Raw genomic sequence first — 17637 nt, forward strand, 5'->3', positions numbered from 1 at the left:
GCCTTTTGCCCGCGCGGGAACTGGACTAAACGATGGAGTGGTCAGGCCCTGCCACGGCGTTGCTCGACCACGCCCAGGACAAGATCGTCGTGCTGGACGAGCAGGGGGTGTTCCGCTACCTCAACCGGGCGACCGAGGACATTCTCGGCTTCGACCCGGAGCAACTCCGTGGCGAAGAGGCCTTCGACTATATTCACCCGGACGACCGCGACCGGGTCACGGCCAGGTTTGCGGCGGTGGTCGACGGGCCCGAGGGCGGGGGCGGGACGATCGAGTACCGCCACCGGACCAGCGACGGGGAGTACGTCTGGCTGGAGAGCCGGTTCGCGGCACTCGCCGATCCGTCGACCGACGGCGAGCGCTACGTCGTCAGTTCGCGCGACATCACCGAACGCGTCGCGGCCCAGCGCCAGCGCGACGAGACCACTGTCCGACTCGAGGAACTGGCTGCCAAGTCGACCGACGTGCTGTGGATGTTCTCGGCGGACTGGGAGGAGGTGCTCTTCCTGAACGAGGCCTACGAACCGATCTACGGCCAGCCCGCATCGGTGATCGAGGACGACCCGAGCCGGCTGATAGACGTGATCCACCCGGAAGACAGGGCGACGGTCAGAGACGCGATGGACCGCCTCTCCGCTGGCGAGTCGGTCGACTTCGAGTTTCGCGTCAACCCGAACCAGGACTACAACCGCTGGGCCTGGGTCCAGGCCGAGCCAATCTTCGACGACGACGGCGACGTGGTCCGGATCGTCGGCTTCACGCGGGACGTCACCGACCGGCGACGGCGGGAACAGCAGCTACGCGTGATCGACACGATCCTCCGGCACAACCTCCGCAACGACCTCAACACGGTCCTCGGCCACGCGGAGTACATGGGGGAACATCCCGACGACGAACCGGAGAGACACGCCGACGCCATCGAGCGGTCGACGACGGAGTTGCTCCACAAGGCCGAGAAACAGCGCCGAACCATCGAGTTGCTCACCGGGCCGGTCGCGCCCTGTCGGGTCGACCTCGTGCCCGCGATCGAGAGCGCCGTGGCGGCGCTGACCGACCGGTACCCCGACGCGACGGTCGAGACGGTCCTGCCGAGTGCCCTCGCCGCCCACGCGCTCGAGGATATCGGGCGGGCGATCCGGGAACTGCTGGACAACGCCGCCAGGCACGCCGAGGGATCGGCCCCGTGGATCCGGATCACGGCCGACCGGACGGCCGACCGCGCCGTCGTCGAGATCCAGGACGCCTGCCCGCCGATCCCGGAGTACGAGTACCGCATCCTGACCGGCGAACAGGAGATGAACGGCGTCACCCACACCAGCGGCCTCGGCCTCTGGCTGGTCTACTGGATGGTCGACCTCTCGGACGGCCACATCGCCTTCGAGACCAGCCCCGAGGGCGGGAACACGGTCACCGTGTCGCTGCCGCTCGCAGCCGAGGCCGTCGATCAACTCGATTGATCCGGCCGCTCGCTCACGCTCGCGGCCGGGTCAGTACCGGGGTCACGCCTCGGCGCAGATCTCGACGAAGTTCTGCAGGATCCGCAGCCCCGTCTCCCCGGACTTCTCCGGGTGGAACTGCGTCCCGAAGACGTTCCCGGCCTCGTCGGCGATGATGCTGGGGAAGTCGCGGTCGTAATCGGTCGTCGCGACCACCGCGTGATCGGCCTCGGGTTCGGCGTAGTAGGAGTGGACGAAGTAGGCGTACTCCCCGTCGACTCCTTCGACCAGCGGGTGGTCACGCTGGACTTCGAGTTCGTTCCAGCCCATGTGTGGGACCTTCAGGTCGCCGGTGAACCGGCGGTTGGTGCCGGGGATCAGGTCCAGCCCCTCTGCGCCACCCTGGCCCGCGTGCTCGGCCTCCTCGCTCGTGGTGAGCAGCATCTGCATCCCGAGACAGATGCCGAACAGCGGTGTCCCGTCGGCGGCGGCGTCGGCGAGCGCATCCCGGAACGGGCCGGCGTTCTCCATGCCCTCGCTGAACGCGCCGACGCCGGGGAGGACGATCCCGTCGGCGCGGGAGAAGGCGCCCGGATCCTCCACGATATCGACGCTCGCGCCCGCGCGTTCGAGTCCGCGGGTGACGCTCCGGAGGTTCCCCAGGCCGTAGTCGACGACGACCACCTCTGCGGCCGTCTGCGTCGCGTTCATGTGTCGGGGTAGACCGGTCCCGGCCAAGTCAGTTCCGTTCCAGCCGAACCTGTGAGGCTGGAGCTCGGGGGAGCTTGCTCTCCCGGTGTTCCTGTGAGCGAAGCGAACAGGGGTGCTCAAAACGAGCCCAGCGTCGACTGCCCGCCCGATCCGGCGAGGTCGGCGGCCCGCTGGATCGTCGCCTCGAAGGCTTCCTCCTGACTCCGGTCGTACAGCGTCGCGGCCGGGTGGACCGAGAGCAACACGGTCCGGGTCTGGCCGCCCAGTTCGCAGTCGACGGTGTTGCCGGCCTCCCCCGTCACCGCGACGTCGCGCTCCAGCAGGTGCTCGCTGGGGACTTTGCCGAGGGTGACGATCGCCGTCGGATCGATCAGGTCGATCTCCCGCTCCAGGTACTCCCGGCAGTTCTCGAGTTCCTCCTTGCTGGGGTCGCGGTTCTCCGGCGGTCGACAGCGCACGCAGTTGGTGATCCGCACGTCGCTCCGTGCCAGCCCGGCGTCGCGGAGCGCGTCGTCCAGCACCGTGCCGCTCCGGCCGACGAACGGTTCGCCCTGTTCGTCCTCGTTCGCGCCGGGTCCCTCGCCGACGAACAGCAGGTCGGCGTCCGCCGGGCCGACGCCGTTGACGATCCGACTGCGACACGCGGCCAGGTCGGGACAGCGCGTGCACTCGATCACGTCGAGGTCCTCCATCTCGCCCATGGAGTCGCTCCGGCAGGCGGAACCAAAAGTGAGTCGCCCGCGACGGCGAGTCGCCGCGGGGTCAGCACCGATGGCGGAAGTCGTCGGCCCCGCGGGCGGCCAGGCGCGCGACCCGGAGCGGTTCCGGGCGGCCGCCCTCGGGCGTGAACGCGCGGACTATGGCTGCCGCGTCCTCGTCGCCGTCCAGCCCGACGCTCCGGACGAAGACGGTCTCGTCGTCGCCGTCACTGTCTCCGCCGAGGGTGACGCGTTCACGGGCGGGCTGGGCGCGGTAGGTCTCCAGCCGGCGCTCCAGGGCGTCGCCCTCGAACTGCTCGCGCAGGGCGGGTTCGAGGCCGTCGCTCTCCTCGTACGTCACGGAGAGAACCGGCGGGTCGACGTGGTCGGCGAGGCGGTGCAGGTCGAGGAGGTTGAACCAGGCAGGCGCGATCCCGGAGAGGAGAACGTATCGGAGATCCTCGCGGCCCAGGTCGTCGAACAGGGCACAGACGGCGTCTGTGGCGTCGGTCCCGCCGACGGTGCAGGTCTCGAACGCGAACCCGTCGACGACGCGGCTGGCGCGGACGACGGCGGCAGCGAGCGTGCTCCGGTCCGCGCGGAAGGACTCGGCGATCCCGAGCGCGCGGACCCCGGGTTTCACGTGTTCTCGTCTTCCTCTTCTTTGATGTGTTTCAGCTTGTCGAGTAGCTCGTCGTTCGAGGCCTTGAACTCGTATTCCACGTCGCCGTCGTGTGTGTTCTCCGATGTCGATACGCCGTCTTCGTCTTCGAAATCAGTATCGTAGTCCTGATTGTCCTGTTCGGACTCGTCGTAGCTCCCAAAACCCATGTGTGTTAATAACACCTGCAGCGTAAAAAGTATCCCGCCGGTCGGTACGCTGAAACCGCTCCCGGTAGACCACACTGACATGGACGTGTACAACGTCACGGAGGGTGCTGAGACCTTCACCTGTAACGCCTACCTGGCGACGGGCGAGCGGCCGGTCCTCGTCGACGCCGGCGCGATGGACGGCGTCGTCGACCGGATCCGTGACCACACTCGCGACCTGGCCGCCGTCGTGCTCACACACCAGCACGGCGACCACGTGGCACAACTCGACGCCGTCCTCGACGAGTTCGACGCCGAGTGCTACGCCTACGCCGACCACGACCGGCGCAGCGTCGAACTCGAGGACGGCGATCAGGTGCTGATCGGCGACGAGGCCTTCGACGTGGTCTACACGCCCGGCCACGCAGACGACCACGTCTCTCTGGTGAGCGAGTCGAGCCTGTTCAGCGGCGACGTCGTCGTCCACGACGACGGCGCGTTCGACTACGGCTCCTTCGGCCGGACCGACATGGCCGGCCAGTCGCGTGAGCGCCTGATCGAGAGCATCGAGGACCTGCTCGACCGGCTCCCGGAGGGGGTCGAACACATGTACGCCGGCCACGGCGGGACCTTCCACGGTGACGTGCGCGACGTCGTCGAAACAGCACTCGAGCGCGCGGAGAAGCGCGAGCCGAAGTACCCCAACGAGTAGGGACCCGACCACGGCTGGGGGCTAAAAAGGGCGGGGCGTTCGTATGCGAACAGATTATTACGGTCCCGTGACTCACCTCGAAGCGAACGATCGTGGGACTGCGTGACTGGGTCTTCGGCGGCGAGACGCCCCTGGAGGCGGCCAACAGACTCCGCGGCACGGCCAAGACGGCCCCCGAAGAGGTCGACGTCGACGCGCTCGTGGCGCTCGCGATCGACCCGGAGGACCACGCGGTGTCGCGCGCGGCTGCCGACGGGGTCGTAGCGCTGGCCGAACGGCGACCCACGCTGTTGCACCCGCACGTCGCCGACCTGCTGGAGGCGACGGCGGTGCTCGAGGGAATCGGATCGAAGCAGCGCGGCGCGTTCGCGCGGGCGATCGAGCACGTCGCCAGGCAGGATCCCGACGCGGTCGCGGCGGCGGCAGGGGCGCTGCTCGACTCGCTGGAGGCCGAACTCGAGGCCGACAGAGCCGCGGGGCGGGACGTCTACGTCGACCCGGAGAAAGCCCAGGGGCTCAGTCACGCGGCCGCGGCGGCCGGGATCGACGACGCGGAACCGCTGCTGGAGCGACTGCGACGCCACTCCGATCCGACCGTGAGCGACGCCGCGAGAGAAGCGCTGCGAGAACTCTAGGCCGCGTTGCGTTCGCGGTTCTTCGGTCGGAGGTTCCCGTAGCCGCACTTCCGGCAGCGGTCCCCGCCCTTCGGGTTGCGGGCGTTACACCGCATGCAGATCATCTTGTCCAGCACGCGCCCTTCCGCTTTCTCGAACGTAGCCATGCGCGTCCGTTTCCGGTCGTCGCGGTTAAGTGTTCCGAGACCCACGCGGACGGGCTTTTTGTCCGCCCCGACAGTACGGGAGATATGGACTTCGACCGCGTCGCCGACCTGCCCCTCGCCGTCGAAGAGGTCGACCTTCGGCTCAGGGAGCGGGACACCTCGAGCGGATTCGCCCGCGCCACGACCACCGTCGCGCTCTCGGGGAACGGCGAGACGGGGCTGGGGGAGGACGTCACCTACGAGACCGCCGACCAGCGCGAACTGGTCGAATCGGGACTGCCGGACCTGACCGGCGAGTACACCTTTCGGGAGTTCTCGGACCTGGTCGGCGACCTGGACCTGTTCCCGTCGCCGCCCGAGCGCGAGGACTTCCGGCACTACCGCCGGTGGGCCGTCGAGAGCGCCGGGCTCGACCTGGCGCTCCGGCAGCAGGGGACCGATCTGGCGACCGTTCTCGACCGCAGCTACGACCCCGTCACCTTCGTCGTGAGCACGCGACTGGGCGACCCGCCGACGACCGACCGGCTCGAGCGCCTGCTCGACCTCCGGCCAGACCTGCAGTTCAAACTCGACCCGACGACCGACTGGACCCCCGACCTGACCGCCGCGGTGGCCGACCTCGCCCCGGTTCGGATCTGTGACCTCAAAGGGCAGTACGAGGGGACCGAGGTGGACGCGCCGGCCGACCCCGACCTCTACGAACTGGTCCTCGACTCGTTCCCCGAGGCCGTGATCGAGGACCCGCGGCTCACCGACGAGACGCGCCCGCTCTTCGAGGGCCGCGAGGGTCGCGTCTCCTGGGACGCGCCGATCACCGGGCTGGAGAGCGTCGAGGCGCTCCCCTTCGAGCCCGACTGGCTCAATATCAAACCCTCCAGGTTCGGGAGCGTGCGGTCGCTGTTCGAGACGATCGAGTACTGTCTGGATCGCGACGTTCGGATGTACGGCGGCGGCCAGTTCGAACTCGGCGTGGGTCGCGGCCAGATCCAGGCGCTCGCCTCGCTGTTCTACCCCGATGGGCCGAACGACGTGGCTCCCGGCGCGTACAACGATCCAGAACTGGAGGGGGACCTCCCCGCGAGCCCGCTCGATCCGCCCGCCGACCCGGCCGGGTTCCGCTGGGAGTGAGCGTGCGGGGTCACCGCCCGGCGTCGGTCACTGCGTCTCGAGGTAGTCGTCCTGCACCGCGAGGATCTCGTCGGCGTCGACGCAGTCGGCGTAGCGGCGGAGCGGTTCCTCGTTGAGTTCGAGGAAGGTGTGGCCCCATGTGAACTTCGAGAGGATCTCTTCTGCCTGCTCGCGCTCGCCGAGGAGACAGAGCGCGCCGGCGAAGGCCTCGACGGTGTTCAACTCGAAGGGCGTCCCGTAGTTGACGGGGTTGGCCGCGACGAGGAAGGGAAGCGCCCGGTGGATCCCCTCGAGGTCGAAGGCCTCGCGTTCGGCGGTCTCCCACGAGCAGTCGAGGGCGGTCAGGCGGTCGTGGCGCGCGCCGCGGCCGACGCCGTCCTCGGGCGAGAGGACCCGATCCGCGAAGGGGTTGAGGACGATCCCCGGCGGGGTCGAGCGGGTGGCCTTGTGGAGCTCCGCGAGGTCGAACCGCGCGAGTTTGCGGGCGCTGCACTTGTCGGGATCGTCGTTGCCTTCGTAGCGGACGTGAAGGTCGTATGCGCCCATCGACTGGACGAACGCGGTCAGGCTTTAAGACCCTTGCAATCAAGGTTCGATTGTGCTACAGGAAGGGGCGGAGGCACCGACGTTCACGTTACCCGGCGTCGTCGATGGGGCGCCGAGAGACGTCGACCTCGACGATTACGTGGGGCGGGGTATCGTCGTGCTGGCCTTCTATCCCGCCGACTTCAACCCGGCCTGCGACGAGGATTCGTGTGACCTGACGGAACTGGACCTGTTCACCATGCAGCGCGACGTGGACATCTTCGCCGTCAGCACCGACAGCGTGTTCAGCCACCGGGCGTTCGCCGAGGAGTACTCGCTCTCGATCCCGCTTCTGAGCGACACCCACGGCGAGGCCGTCGCGGCCTACGACGTGGCCCTGGAGAGCGACCAGTTGCTCGCCGAGCGGGCCGTGTTCGTCATCGACCAGGAGGGCGTCGTCCAGTACGCCTGGTCGACGGCGGATCTGGAAGAACGACCGGACGTGGATGCGGTCCGCGAGGCCGTCTCCTCGATCGGCGGGGACTCGACGGCGGTCGGTCGCTACCGGGTCGGTCACGCCCACTACATCGAGGCCCGCCGCGCGTTCACCAGCGCGATGAAGAGCTACGAGGAGCGCGACTGGCTGATCGCGCAGGGCGACTTCCAGCGGGCGATGGAGGAGTTCCAGGAGTCGGCCGACCAGTTCCAGAGCGCCGTCCGCTTCGCCGAGTCCGAACCCCTCGAGGAGGGATTCGAGCGCGCCCAGGAGAAAGCCACCGCGCTCTGGCAGGCCGCCGAGTGGCTGGCCGACTCGGCGAGCGAGTACGCCAGCGGCGACGGGAAGGAGGCCGACGAACTCAGACAGGACGCCGAGACGCCACTCGAGACGGCTCGCGACATCGGCGAACCGCCCGACCCCGACGACTTCACGCTCGACGAGGACGGCACGGCCCGGACGCGGGAGCAGGAGCCGGCCGACGACCTCGACGCGCCGACCGACCCCGCCGAGGACGACCGGTCGTCCGAACCCGGCGGGGACGCCAGCGGCGACCCCGGCGAACAGGACGACGTCGACGCCGCCGTGGAGGACGTCGACCCCGACGGCGTGTCCAGCGCCGTCGAGTTCGAGATGACGGACGGCGACGCCACGAGCGACGGGGACGGCGACCGCTCCGATCCGCCGGCCGACGCCGAGGACGACCCCGAGGAGCCACCTGCCGAGACGGGAGCCGACGCGGAGGGTGAGACGACCGGCGCGGACGACGCCGACGATGACGACGAGGATGACATCGAACTGGACCTGACGGACCCCACGGAGTGACCGGCCACCGCCGGACGCGGGGGACCGCCGGTTTCTCGGTCCCCGGTCGCCATGGTCGGGTATGGATCAGGAGGCGACCGCCCGGGCGTACTACCGGGCTCTCGACGACCACGACTACGAGGCGCTGGCCGACATGCTGGCCCCCGGGTTCGTCCACTACCGGCCCGACCGCACCATCGAGGGCCGCGAGCGGTTCGTGGACTTCATGCGCGACGAGCGACCCATGACGGAGACGAGCCACCCGCTTGACGCCGTGTACGAAAGCGACGGTGAGGTGAGCGACGCGGGCGAGGTTGCCGTCAGGGGCCGCCTGCTGGATTCCGACGACGAGCCGATCGTCTCGTTCGTCGACGTGTTTGCCTTCGAGGGAGCCGACGTCGCGGCGATCCGCACGTACACCCGGTAGCGTTCGGCCCGGGCGGAAACAGGGCTCAGTTCGCGTCCTCGTTTGCTGCGTCTCCGCCCTCCGTGTCTCCGCCCGCCGCGTCTTCGTCGTTCGAGCCCTCGTCCGGTGCAGTCTCGCGCTCCGGTTCTCCGCCCGCGACGTCCTCCTGGCCCGATCCGGTCGGCTCGGATTCCCTGGACTCGGGGTCGATGGTCGCGGTGTCGTTCTGCCCCATGCCCTCGTATCCCGTGTCGTGTTCGACGGTGCCGGTCTCCTCGGAGACGTCCTCGTCCGCGTCCGTCGTTCCCGGTTCGGTGGGCTCTCCGTTCGCGTCCGTCGTTCCGGCGACCTCGTCCCCGGCGAGCTCGTCGGGCAGGTCCCCCTCGTCGGAATCGGTGGTCTCGTCGGTCGGGTCCTCGTCGGTCACGGCCTCCTCGCCCGTCGCCGGCCGGCCGCCGCTCGCTAAGACGCGATTCCTCACGGTCTCGGTCGGACGCACCTCCTCGCTGGACCGTCGATACGCGAGATACGCGAGGAGGCCGATGGCCGCGATCATCGCCGCCTTCCGCGCGAGCGCGCGGCCGCCCGGTGTCGATTCCCGTTCGACCGCCGCGGGCTGGTCGGTCGCCTTCGACGCCGATCGGGTGAGTAGTGTGAACGACATAGGAACAGTACCGCAGCAGCGAGGAAAGTGGTTCGGACCTGGCGAACGGGCGAAAGTTCCAGTCGCCGATCAGTCTTTCTCGCCCGCGCCGAGGGCGCTCTCGCCGACGGGGTCGTGGCCCTCGATGACGTCCTGGCCGCCCATGTATTCCCGGAGGGGTTCGGGGACGGTGATCGTCCCGTCGTCGTTCTGGTAGTACTCCATGATGGCGACCATCGTCCGCGGAACGGCGAGGCCGGAGCCGTTCAGGGTGTGCAGGTACTCGGCGGACTCGTGGCGCTCGGGCCGGTAGCGGATGCCCGCCCGCCGGGCCTGGAAGTCCTCGAAGTTCGACACCGATGAGACCTCCAGCCAGCGACCGCCCTCGTCGGGACCCTCCTCCATGTCGTCGCCGGGTGCCCACACCTCGATGTCGTACTTCTTCGCTTGCGTGAAGCCCATGTCGCCGGTACACATCTCCAGCACGCGGTAGGGCAGGTCGAGCCGTCGCAGGACTTCCTCGGCCTCGCTCCGGAGGTCTTCCAGTCTCTCGTAGCTCTCCTCGGGGCGGACGAAGTTGACGAGTTCCACCTTGTTGAACTGGTGGACGCGGACGATGCCCCTGGTTTCCGTCCCGTGTTCGCCTGCCTCCCGGCGGAAGTTCGGGGAGTAGGCCTGGTGCTTGAGCGGGAGGTCGTCGTCCAGCAGGATCTCGTCGCGGTACATGTTGGTGACGGGGACCTCCGCGGTCGGGAGCAGCCAGAGGTCCTCGTCGTGGTAGGGTTCGTCGTTGTCGTCGCCGACGCGGTAGGCGTCCTCGACGAACTTGGGGAACTGGCCGGTCCCCTCCATGGAGGCGCTGTTGACCGGAATCGGCGGGAACACGTCGGTGTACCCCTGCTCGCGGTGCACGTCGAGCATGAACTGGATGAGGGCGTGTTCCAGGCGCGCGCCGTCCCCGCGAAGGAAGTAGAAGCCGCCGCCGGAGACCTTGGCGCCGCGCTCGAAGTCCAGGATGTCGAGGTCCTCGCCCAGGTCGTAGTGGGGGATCACGTCGGCGGGCAGGTTACGCAGGTCGGAAAAGCCCTCGCGGTCGACCTCGACGTTGTCGCTCTCGTCGTCGCCGACGGGGGCGTCCTCGTGGGGGATCTGCGGGAGTTCCAGCAGGGCCGCTTCCAGTTCGGCCTCCAGGTCGTCGGCGCGGGCCTCGACCTCCTCGAGTTCCGCCTTCAGTTCCCCCGAGCGCTCGATGGCCTCCTGGGCCGCTTCCTCCTTGCCCTCCTGTTTGAGCTCTCCGATCTTCGAGGAGACCTCGTTGCGCTCGTGGCGCAGATCGTCGCCTTCGGCTTTGAGATCGCGCCACTCCTCGTCGATCTCGAGGATTCGGTCGAGGTCGACGTCGTCGACGCCCTTCTTCTCGAGGGCGTCCCGGACCGTCTCGGACTCTTCCCGGAGGAACTGCCTGCTGATCATTTGCTCCGACCTTTTCCGTGCCGTGGCAAAACCGTGTCGCTCTCGGCGACCGAGCAGCGCCGCCGCTCGCCGGTTTGCGTGCTGAAAAATCGCGTTCCGAAACGTCGCTCAGTTACGAACGAGGTTCGTCGCGCGGGGGCCCTTGTCGGCCTGTTCGATGTCGAATTCGACTTCCTGTCCCTCTTCGAGATCCGGGCCGCCGACGTCTTCCATGTGGAAGAACACGTCCTCGTCCGCGTCGTCAGTCTCGATGAAACCGTAGCCGCCAGTGTCGTTGAAGAAATCAACCGTACCGTTTGCCATTGCTCTTGGACACAGTGGCGAGGGAGGGATAAAGGTGGCGAGGGGCGCGTTACCACGACCCGACGCGGTCGATCCCGGGCGGACGAACAGACGAACGTCCGCGGCGTCCTGACGTACCTCGACCGACGTGCGGACGCGCGGTGAGCTACCGGCTGTCCAGGAGTTTTTCCGCTTCCTCGACGGACTCCGCTTTCGCGACCGCGTACTCCTCAGCGCCCTGCCCGGCCCGGTCGAACTGCATCTGGCCCGTCGTCGACTCTGAGGTGACCCGGACCGCCGCCGCCATGCCGCCCCTGGCGAGCGCTCGTTTTCCGCGCTCGGTCTCGCGCATCGCCTCCTCGCCGCCGGGTTTGAAGGTCCGCATGTCGTTGATCAGATCGAACCCCTCGTCCAGTTTTTCGGCCGCGCGCTCGCAGGCGTCCGCGGCCGCGGCGTGTTGCTCCGCGTCGAGATCACCGGCCAGTGTGAGGTAGGCGCGCTGATTCGCTTCGTCGATCTCCATGTCCCAATGAGCCATGTCTGTCGTTACCACCCTGTCGCTTAAGAATCACCGCGGCGTTTTCGGCATCGATAGCAGCGCGAGCGCGACCGGTGACCGGCTACTGTGAGGCCTGCTCGCGGCGCTTGTCGAGCAGTTTCTCGGCGGCTTCGACGGACTCGGCCTTCGCGAGTTCGTACTCCTCGACGTCTTCGCCGGCCCGGTCGAACTGCAGTTGCGTGACCGTCGACTCGGCCACGACGCGTACTGCGGCACCCATGCCGTTCTCCGCGAGGCCTCGCTTGCCGCGTTCGACTTCCTCCAGTGCCTCCTCGCTCGTCGGCTCGAACGTCCGCATATCGTTGACCAGGTCGAACCCGTCGTCGAGCCGCTTCGCCGCCTCGATGCAGGCGTCGGACGCCGCCGCCTGCTCCTCGACCGTGAGTCCGCTGCCCAGTTTCAGGTAGACACGCTGTTTCGCCTCGTCGACTGTCACGTCCCAGTTCGCCATGGATGTGAGACGGTATCTATACACAATAAGAATTACCGAACGGTTCTCACTGTTGATAGCCGGGACGGCAGGGTAGAAAGACGGGTGCGTTACTGGGAGGCCGCTCGCTTGTCGAGCAGTTTCTCGGCCTGTTCGACGGTGTCTGCCATCGCGACGGCGTACTCTTCCTCCTCTTCACCGACGCGCTCGAAGTGCATCTGGCCCGTCGTCGAGCCCTCGCCCATCACGCGCACGGCCGCTGACGCGCCCTCGTCACGAACGATCTGCTTGCCCTCCTCGATGTACTTGACTGCGTCCTGATCGCCCGGGACGAACCCCGAGAGGTTCGTGATGACCTCGAAGCCCGGGTCCAGTTTCGCGGCCGCCTTCTTGACCTCCTCGTTGGCCTCCTCGGCCTCCTCCGCGTCGAAGTGTGCGCTCAGGTCGATGTACAGTCGGTTCGCTGATTCGTCGGCTCGGACGTTCCAGTCTCCCATGCCCACGAGTACGGGGCATGTTATTATTGAACATTACCGTCCGATTATCAATTTCAAAATCTTAGGGGGTCGGTTCACTTCCCGTCGTGAACCTGCGCGTCGTCCCACGACAGGTCGTCGTCCCCGTCAGCGTCATCGTCGTCCGCACCGTCGTGGACCTTCGCGTCGTCCCACGACAGGTCGTCGCCAGCGTCGCCATCGTCGTCCGCGCTGTCGTCGTCGGCACCGTCGTGAACGACGGCGTCGTCCCAGGAGAGGTCGTCGTCGCCGTCCCCAGCCTCGTCCTCGTAGCCGGCCAGGAGGTCACCGAGCGTGCTGGCCTGATCGGCCAGCCGGTCCATCTGGACGGCGACCTCGGAGAGCATCGTCGTCTGCGTCCCGGTGGCCTTCGAGACCGCCTCGACTTCGCTCGCGGTCTCCTGGCTCAACTCGGCGACGTCCTCGACCATCGCGACGACTTCCTCGGTGCTCGCGGCCTGTTCGTCGGTCGCGTCGTTGATCGACTGGACGCCGTCGTTGGCTTCCTCGACCCGGTCGGCGATCACCTCGAGCGATTCGAGCGCGTCCTCGACGGTCTCGGTGCCGCTCGAGACTCGCTCGCCCATCTCGCGGACCTCGTCGACGGCCTCGGTGGTCTCGGTCTGGACCTCGTCGATCATCGCGCTGATCTCCTCGGTCGCCTGCCCGGACTCCTCTGCGAGCTGTTTGACCTCGTCGGCGACGACCGCGAAGCCGCTGCCGGCCTCGCCGGCGCGGGCGGCCTCGATCGAGGCGTTCAACGCGAGGATCGAGGTCTGCTCGGCGATGTCGTCGATCACGTCCACGACGCCACTGATCTCCTCGATGCGCTCCTCGAGCGAGGTGACCTGCTCGATAGTCGTGTCCGCGTGGTTCTCGACGTCGCGCATCTCCTCGAGCGCGCCGGTGGCGGCGTCCCGGCCCTCGCGGCCGTGTTCGGCCGCGTCCTGGGAGATGCTCGCCACCTCGTCGGCCGAAGAGGCGATCTCCTCGACCGTCGCCGAGAGGTCGGTCATCTCGTCGGTGACCCGACCGAGGAGCTCCTCCTGTCGGGCCGCGTTGTCGGCGATCTCGCCGACGGACGTGTCGACGTCCTCGCTCGCGTCGCGCACCTCGCGGGTCGCTGCGCTCATCTCCTCGGTCTTGTCGTCGACGTCGTCGGCGAACTCGTCCAGCTCGCCGACGGTGTCCGCGAGGTCCGCGAGCAGGTCGTTGAAGGCGACCGCGGCGTCGGCTATCGCCTCGTTCTCACGGTCCGTGTCGAGCCGCTGGTTGAGGTCGCCCTCGGCGGCCGCTGCCATCGCGTCCCGGAACTCCCGCGCCGTCGCCTCGAGAACCTGGTCGGCGGCCTCACTGCCGTCAGCGGCGTCCTCCTGATCGTCGCCGCCGTCAGGGGCTCCGCCGTCGTCGGGTACATCCGCGTCGCCGCCGTCGTCGGGGATTTCCGCGTCGTCGGCAGCGGCGTCCCCCTGGTCGGCAGCGGTTTCCACGTCGTCGTCAGCCTCGTCTCCCTCGTCGTCGGCCGCCGTCTCGGCCACCGCGCCGTCCGGATCGCCGTCCTTCGCCCGGGCGCCACCGTCGGTCTCGACCCCCGCCTCGTCGGCCGTCGGCTGGTGGTCCCCGGCGACGGGGGCTCTCGCGTCGTCGCCCCGGTGCTCGATCTCGTTCGACTCGCCTGTCGCCCGCCGGGTCCCTGTCCCGTCGCCCGTTTGGCCGTCGGCTCCTCGATCGGCGTCGGCCAGACCGCCGGAGCCCGTGCGGACGGCCCGCAGGAGCTTCGAAACGCGACTCGAGAGGCTCATTGTGCCTTGGTGCCACGGTACTACGTAAATAGGTGCGGGTGTGATTATCGGTACCGATACTGCCGGCCGCCGCCGCCGCGAAGTACGGACGTTTAAGCGTCGTCCATTCTTCGGGACGGGTGTATGGAGGATCGCGTGTGGCGTCAGGCGAGATAATCCCGCTCGTCGCCGCCATCATCGGCCTGGGCGTGGGCGCGCAGCTCCTGGCGGCCCGGTTCCGGGTCCCGAGCATCATCTTTCTCATCTCTGCGGGACTGGTGCTCGGGCCCCTGTCGGGGTTCCTGTTCGGTGAGCGGATCCTCTCGGCGGCGACGTTCGGCGACGCGCTCCCGGCGATCGTCGGCCTGTCGGTGGCGATCATCGTCTTCGAGGGGGCCTTCCACCTGAGACTCGAACGCATCAGGGAGGCCCCGGCCGCTGCGGTACGGCTGGTAACAGTCGGGGCCGCGATCGCGCTGTTCGGGACGGCGATCACCGTCAAGTACGTGCTGCAACAGCCCTGGGACCTGTCCTTCCTGATCGGCGCGCTGCTGGTCGCCACCGGTCCGACCGTGATCACGCCCATCCTGGACGTGGTCCCGGTCCGGGACCGGGTGGCCGCGGCGCTGGAGACCGAGGGGATCGTCAACGACGTGTCGGCGGCGATCATCGCCGTGGTGATCTTCAAGGTCATCGTCATCCAGGACGAGACCGGCGGGACCTTCCTCGAGGAGCTGTTCTCCCGGCTCGGGATCGGGCTGCTGATCGGCGTCATCGTCGCCGCGGTCGTCTACGGCCTGCTCAGGTACGTCGACCTGTCGCCGGGGAACGCGCCGCGGAACGCGCGACTGCTCACATTCGCGGGCGCACTGGTCGCCTACGGGGCGGCGGACTCCCTCGCGAGCGAAGCCGGCGTCGCGGCCGTCGCGACCGCCGGCCTCCTGCTGGGCAATCTCGACATCCCTTACGAGGACGAGATCGAGTCGTTCAAGGGCGACGTGACGCTGATCGTGCTCTCGTTCGTGTTCATCGCGCTGGCCGCACTCCTGCAGTTCGGGGACCTGCTTCGGCTGGGGCTCCGCGGGCTCGCGGTCGCGGCGGTGATCATGCTGGTGATCCGCCCGCTGCTGGTCTTCGTCTCGACCCGCGGGGATCGGTTCACGAGCGGCGAGAAGCTGTTCGTCAGTTTCGTCGGGCCACGCGGGATCATCCCGGCGTCGGTCGCGACGCTCTTCGCCGTCCAGATGCAGGCCCAGGGGCTCGACGAGCAGGCCCAGGTCCTCGTCGGGACGGTCTTTCTGGTAATCTTCGTGACGGTGGCGGTGCAGGGCGGGTTCGCCCGTTACATCGCGGAACAACTGGACGTGATACCAATGCGAGTCATCATCGTCGGCGGCGGACAGGTGGGCCGCGCGCTCGCCGAACGCCTCGAGGATCGCGGCGAGAACGTCGTGATCGTCGAGGAGGACGAACAGGCAGTCGAACGCAACCGCAACGACGGCTACTCGGTCGTCATGGGCGACGGGACCGACACGGACGTGCTCCGGGAGGCCGGCGCCGCGAACGCGAAGACCGTCGTCGCCGCCACCGGGGACGACGATGCGAACCTGCTGATCGCCCAGCTGTCGAGCTCGAAGTTCGGCCCCGAGCGGGTGATCGCCCGCGCGAACAACCCGGACAACGTCGAGGCGTTCGAGGACCTGGGCGTCCGCACCATCTCCTCGGCGATGGCGACCGCCTGGGCGATGGACAACCAGATCGAGCGCCCGGCGCTGGCCCACTGGATGACCGACGTGGGCCGCAAGGGCGACGTCCAGGAGATCGAGGTCACCGCCGACTCCTTCGCGGGTCGCCCCGTCCGGGAACTCGGCCCGGAACTGCCCGAGACCTGTCTGCTCGCGCTGGTCGACCGCGACGGCCAGGTCGAGGTCCCCGGCCCGGAGTACGTCATCGAGATCGGCGACCGGGTGACGTTGCTGGGCGACCGCGACGCCGTCCGGGAGGCGATGGACATGGTCCATCCCGAGTGACCGCGCCGCCGACGTTTTGCGCCGTTTCACGTTCGTTCGAACCCTCCACCTGCGAGACCGGACTGAGCTGTCGTTAAACGGCGTGTAACGACCGATACGATCTCGGGTTAATACGTGGGCGCGGTCCGAAGCGACGGGTGAGGATGACCGAGTCAGACGCCGATCTCACAGCCGGCTCCGAGGAACCGCGGCGCAGATACGGCCAGTTCGACGCGGGCGACGGCATCGTCGTCTACGACCGCGAGGACACCGCCAGGTGGATCCAGTCCGACTGCTTCGTCCCGCTCCCGGACGTGCGGTGAGTGCGGTCGCCTGCCACGCTGCCCACACTTAAGTCCGCCCCCCTGTTCTGTCGGCCCATGACAGCCCCGACCTGTGACCTCGTGTTATTGGGCCGCGACCACGACGACGTCGACTCGCTCGCCGACCAGGCGCAACTGGCCGAGGAGTACGGCTTCAGCCACGTCACGATGGGCGAGACGACCGGCCACAACATCGTGCCCGTCCTCACCGTGATCGCCGAACGAACCGACGAGATCGGCATCACCGACGACGTGATCTCCCCGTACTCCCGGGCGCCGACGGTGCTGGGCCAGACCGCGCTCACGATGGACGACGTGACCGACGGGCGCTTCCGCCTCGGCCTCGGGACGAGCTCGCCCGCCATCGCCGAGCGCTGGCACGGGCAGTCGTTCGACCGCCCGCTCCGTCGGCTCCGGGAGACCATCGACGTGGTCCGGCAGGTCTGCACCGGCGATTCGGTCGACTACGACGGCGAGATCTACGACCTCGGCGGGATGGCCTTCGAGGGCCGCGTCCCCGACGAGCCGCCGGCGGTCGACGTCGCTGCCCTCGGCCCCAAGACCGTGGAACTGGCCGGCCGGTTCGCCGACGGCTGGGTCCCGCAACTGTTCACGACCGAGGGGCTCGAGGAGCGGATGGAGGACCTCCGGCGCGGCGCGGAACTGGGCGATCGCGACCCCGCCGAGTTGCGGGTCAGCCCCCTCGTCCGCTGCTGTGCGGCCGAGGACGGCGACACCGCCCGCTCGATCGCCCGGGGGATGATCGCCTTCCTGATCGGCGCGTACGGCCCCTTCTACGGCGATTCGATCGCCGAGCAGGGGTACGAGGAGGAGGTCGAGGAGATCCGCGCCGCCTGGGAGGACCGCGACACGGCGGCGATGGCCGCGGCGCTCCCCGACGAGTTGCTCGACGCCGTCGCCGCCACCGGCACGCCCGAGGAGGTCCGCGACAAGGTCGAGGACTTCGCCGCCGTCGACGGCGTCGACGCCGTCCGGGTGGGCTTCGTCTCCGGCATGAGCCAGGAGCAAAAGGAACTGACGATGGACGCAGTGACGGATTCGTAAGTTGGGGACACCGTCGTTAGCCGGATCGATGGCGGCGCTTTCCAGCTTGA

Annotated in this window: 22 protein-coding genes; 9 read left to right on the forward strand and 13 right to left on the reverse strand. The window is 68.4% G+C overall.

What is annotated here, in order from left to right; genetic code table 11:
* The first annotated feature begins 32 nt into the window (after positions 1–32).
* Entirely contained in the window at positions 33–1457 is a 1425-nt protein-coding gene (locus U5918_RS12620; RefSeq protein WP_336001709.1) for a PAS domain-containing sensor histidine kinase, read from the forward strand.
* A gap of 42 nt (positions 1458–1499) precedes the next feature.
* Here the strand turns inward: U5918_RS12620 and hisH are convergent, their stop codons facing one another.
* The 4 genes from hisH to U5918_RS12640 all read right to left on the reverse strand — a co-directional run bounded on the left by hisH (position 1500) and on the right by U5918_RS12640 (position 3676).
* Entirely contained in the window at positions 1500–2147 is a 648-nt protein-coding gene (hisH, locus tag U5918_RS12625; RefSeq protein ID WP_336001710.1) for an imidazole glycerol phosphate synthase subunit HisH, read from the reverse strand.
* A 116-nt stretch (positions 2148–2263) separates the two neighbouring features.
* Positions 2264–2848 carry a uracil-DNA glycosylase gene (locus U5918_RS12630; protein WP_336001711.1) on the reverse strand — a complete coding sequence of 195 codons (585 nt, stop codon included), beginning with the start codon at positions 2846–2848 and terminating at the stop codon, positions 2264–2266.
* A 61-nt stretch (positions 2849–2909) separates the two neighbouring features.
* Positions 2910–3488, reverse strand: coding sequence for an endonuclease dU (locus U5918_RS12635; RefSeq protein WP_336001712.1), 579 nt, complete (start codon positions 3486–3488; stop codon positions 2910–2912).
* Positions 3485–3676, reverse strand: coding sequence for a DUF5786 family protein (locus U5918_RS12640; protein ID WP_336001713.1), 192 nt, complete (start codon positions 3674–3676; stop codon positions 3485–3487). Before U5918_RS12640 ends, U5918_RS12635 begins: the two co-directional genes overlap by 4 nt.
* 79 nt (positions 3677–3755) lie before the next feature.
* Between U5918_RS12640 and U5918_RS12645 the strand changes: the two genes are divergently transcribed.
* Both U5918_RS12645 and U5918_RS12650 read left to right on the forward strand, forming a co-directional pair.
* Entirely contained in the window at positions 3756–4367 is a 612-nt protein-coding gene (locus U5918_RS12645) for an MBL fold metallo-hydrolase (protein ID WP_336001714.1), read from the forward strand.
* Between the two features lie 92 nt (positions 4368–4459).
* Positions 4460–5002 carry a hypothetical protein gene (locus U5918_RS12650; RefSeq protein ID WP_336001715.1) on the forward strand — a complete coding sequence of 181 codons (543 nt, stop codon included), beginning with the start codon at positions 4460–4462 and terminating at the stop codon, positions 5000–5002.
* Here U5918_RS12650 and U5918_RS12655 read toward each other — a convergent pair.
* Complete coding sequence (locus U5918_RS12655; protein WP_336001716.1) at positions 4999–5148, reverse strand: 50S ribosomal protein L40e; 150 nt, start codon at positions 5146–5148, stop codon at positions 4999–5001. The two genes, U5918_RS12650 and U5918_RS12655, sit on opposite strands and share 4 nt — an antisense overlap.
* A gap of 84 nt (positions 5149–5232) precedes the next feature.
* Here U5918_RS12655 and U5918_RS12660 point away from each other — a divergent pair, with 84 nt between their 5' ends.
* Positions 5233–6276: an enolase-like domain-containing protein gene (locus tag U5918_RS12660; RefSeq protein ID WP_336001717.1), complete on the forward strand. Its 1044-nt coding sequence runs from the start codon at positions 5233–5235 to the stop codon at positions 6274–6276.
* Positions 6277–6303: 27 nt separating this feature from the next.
* Here the strand turns inward: U5918_RS12660 and U5918_RS12665 are convergent, their stop codons facing one another.
* The gene (locus U5918_RS12665; RefSeq protein ID WP_336001718.1) at positions 6304–6822 is read right to left on the reverse strand and encodes a DUF367 family protein; all 519 of its coding nucleotides are present in this window, start codon (positions 6820–6822) and stop codon (positions 6304–6306) included.
* A gap of 52 nt (positions 6823–6874) precedes the next feature.
* Between U5918_RS12665 and U5918_RS12670 the strand changes: the two genes are divergently transcribed.
* Together U5918_RS12670 and U5918_RS12675 are read left to right on the forward strand one after the other, a co-directional pair.
* On the forward strand, positions 6875–8122 hold the full coding sequence (locus U5918_RS12670) for a redoxin domain-containing protein (RefSeq protein WP_336001719.1): 1248 nt from the start codon (positions 6875–6877) through the stop codon (positions 8120–8122).
* A gap of 61 nt (positions 8123–8183) precedes the next feature.
* Positions 8184–8528 carry a nuclear transport factor 2 family protein gene (locus U5918_RS12675; protein ID WP_336001720.1) on the forward strand — a complete coding sequence of 115 codons (345 nt, stop codon included), beginning with the start codon at positions 8184–8186 and terminating at the stop codon, positions 8526–8528.
* A 25-nt stretch (positions 8529–8553) separates the two neighbouring features.
* Here U5918_RS12675 and U5918_RS12680 read toward each other — a convergent pair whose 3' ends face one another.
* From U5918_RS12680 to U5918_RS12710, 7 genes are all read right to left on the reverse strand, one after another.
* Entirely contained in the window at positions 8554–9171 is a 618-nt protein-coding gene (locus U5918_RS12680; RefSeq protein WP_336001721.1) for a hypothetical protein, read from the reverse strand.
* Positions 9172–9240: 69 nt separating this feature from the next.
* On the reverse strand, positions 9241–10623 hold the full coding sequence (serS, locus tag U5918_RS12685) for a serine--tRNA ligase (RefSeq protein WP_336001722.1): 1383 nt from the start codon (positions 10621–10623) through the stop codon (positions 9241–9243).
* 108 nt (positions 10624–10731) lie between these two features.
* Entirely contained in the window at positions 10732–10926 is a 195-nt protein-coding gene (locus U5918_RS12690) for a cold-shock protein (protein ID WP_077206686.1), read from the reverse strand.
* A gap of 145 nt (positions 10927–11071) precedes the next feature.
* On the reverse strand, positions 11072–11443 hold the full coding sequence (locus U5918_RS12695; protein ID WP_336001723.1) for a hypothetical protein: 372 nt from the start codon (positions 11441–11443) through the stop codon (positions 11072–11074).
* 82 nt (positions 11444–11525) lie between these two features.
* Positions 11526–11915: a hypothetical protein gene (locus tag U5918_RS12700; RefSeq protein ID WP_336001724.1), complete on the reverse strand. Its 390-nt coding sequence runs from the start codon at positions 11913–11915 to the stop codon at positions 11526–11528.
* A gap of 89 nt (positions 11916–12004) precedes the next feature.
* Positions 12005–12391 (reverse strand): hypothetical protein, encoded by a 387-nt coding sequence (locus U5918_RS12705; protein WP_336001725.1) that lies wholly within the window; start codon positions 12389–12391, stop codon positions 12005–12007.
* Between the two features lie 74 nt (positions 12392–12465).
* Positions 12466–14211, reverse strand: a complete 1746-nt coding sequence (locus U5918_RS12710; protein ID WP_336001726.1) for a methyl-accepting chemotaxis protein — start codon at positions 14209–14211, stop codon at positions 12466–12468.
* Between the two features lie 137 nt (positions 14212–14348).
* Between U5918_RS12710 and U5918_RS12715 the strand changes: the two genes are divergently transcribed.
* The 3 genes from U5918_RS12715 (at position 14349) to U5918_RS12725 (ending at position 17587) form a co-directional block, all read left to right on the forward strand.
* A complete protein-coding gene (locus tag U5918_RS12715) occupies positions 14349–16220 on the forward strand; it encodes a cation:proton antiporter domain-containing protein (RefSeq protein ID WP_336001727.1) in 1872 nt (623 codons plus the stop codon).
* Between the two features lie 143 nt (positions 16221–16363).
* A complete protein-coding gene (locus U5918_RS12720) occupies positions 16364–16522 on the forward strand; it encodes a DUF7331 family protein (protein ID WP_336001728.1) in 159 nt (52 codons plus the stop codon).
* A 57-nt stretch (positions 16523–16579) separates the two neighbouring features.
* Complete coding sequence (locus tag U5918_RS12725) at positions 16580–17587, forward strand: TIGR04024 family LLM class F420-dependent oxidoreductase (RefSeq protein ID WP_336001729.1); 1008 nt, start codon at positions 16580–16582, stop codon at positions 17585–17587.
* Positions 17588–17637 lie beyond the last annotated feature (50 nt).

The organism is Halorientalis sp. LT38 (assembly GCF_037031225.1).
Taxonomy (GTDB): Archaea; Halobacteriota; Halobacteria; order Halobacteriales; family Haloarculaceae; genus Halorientalis; species Halorientalis halophila.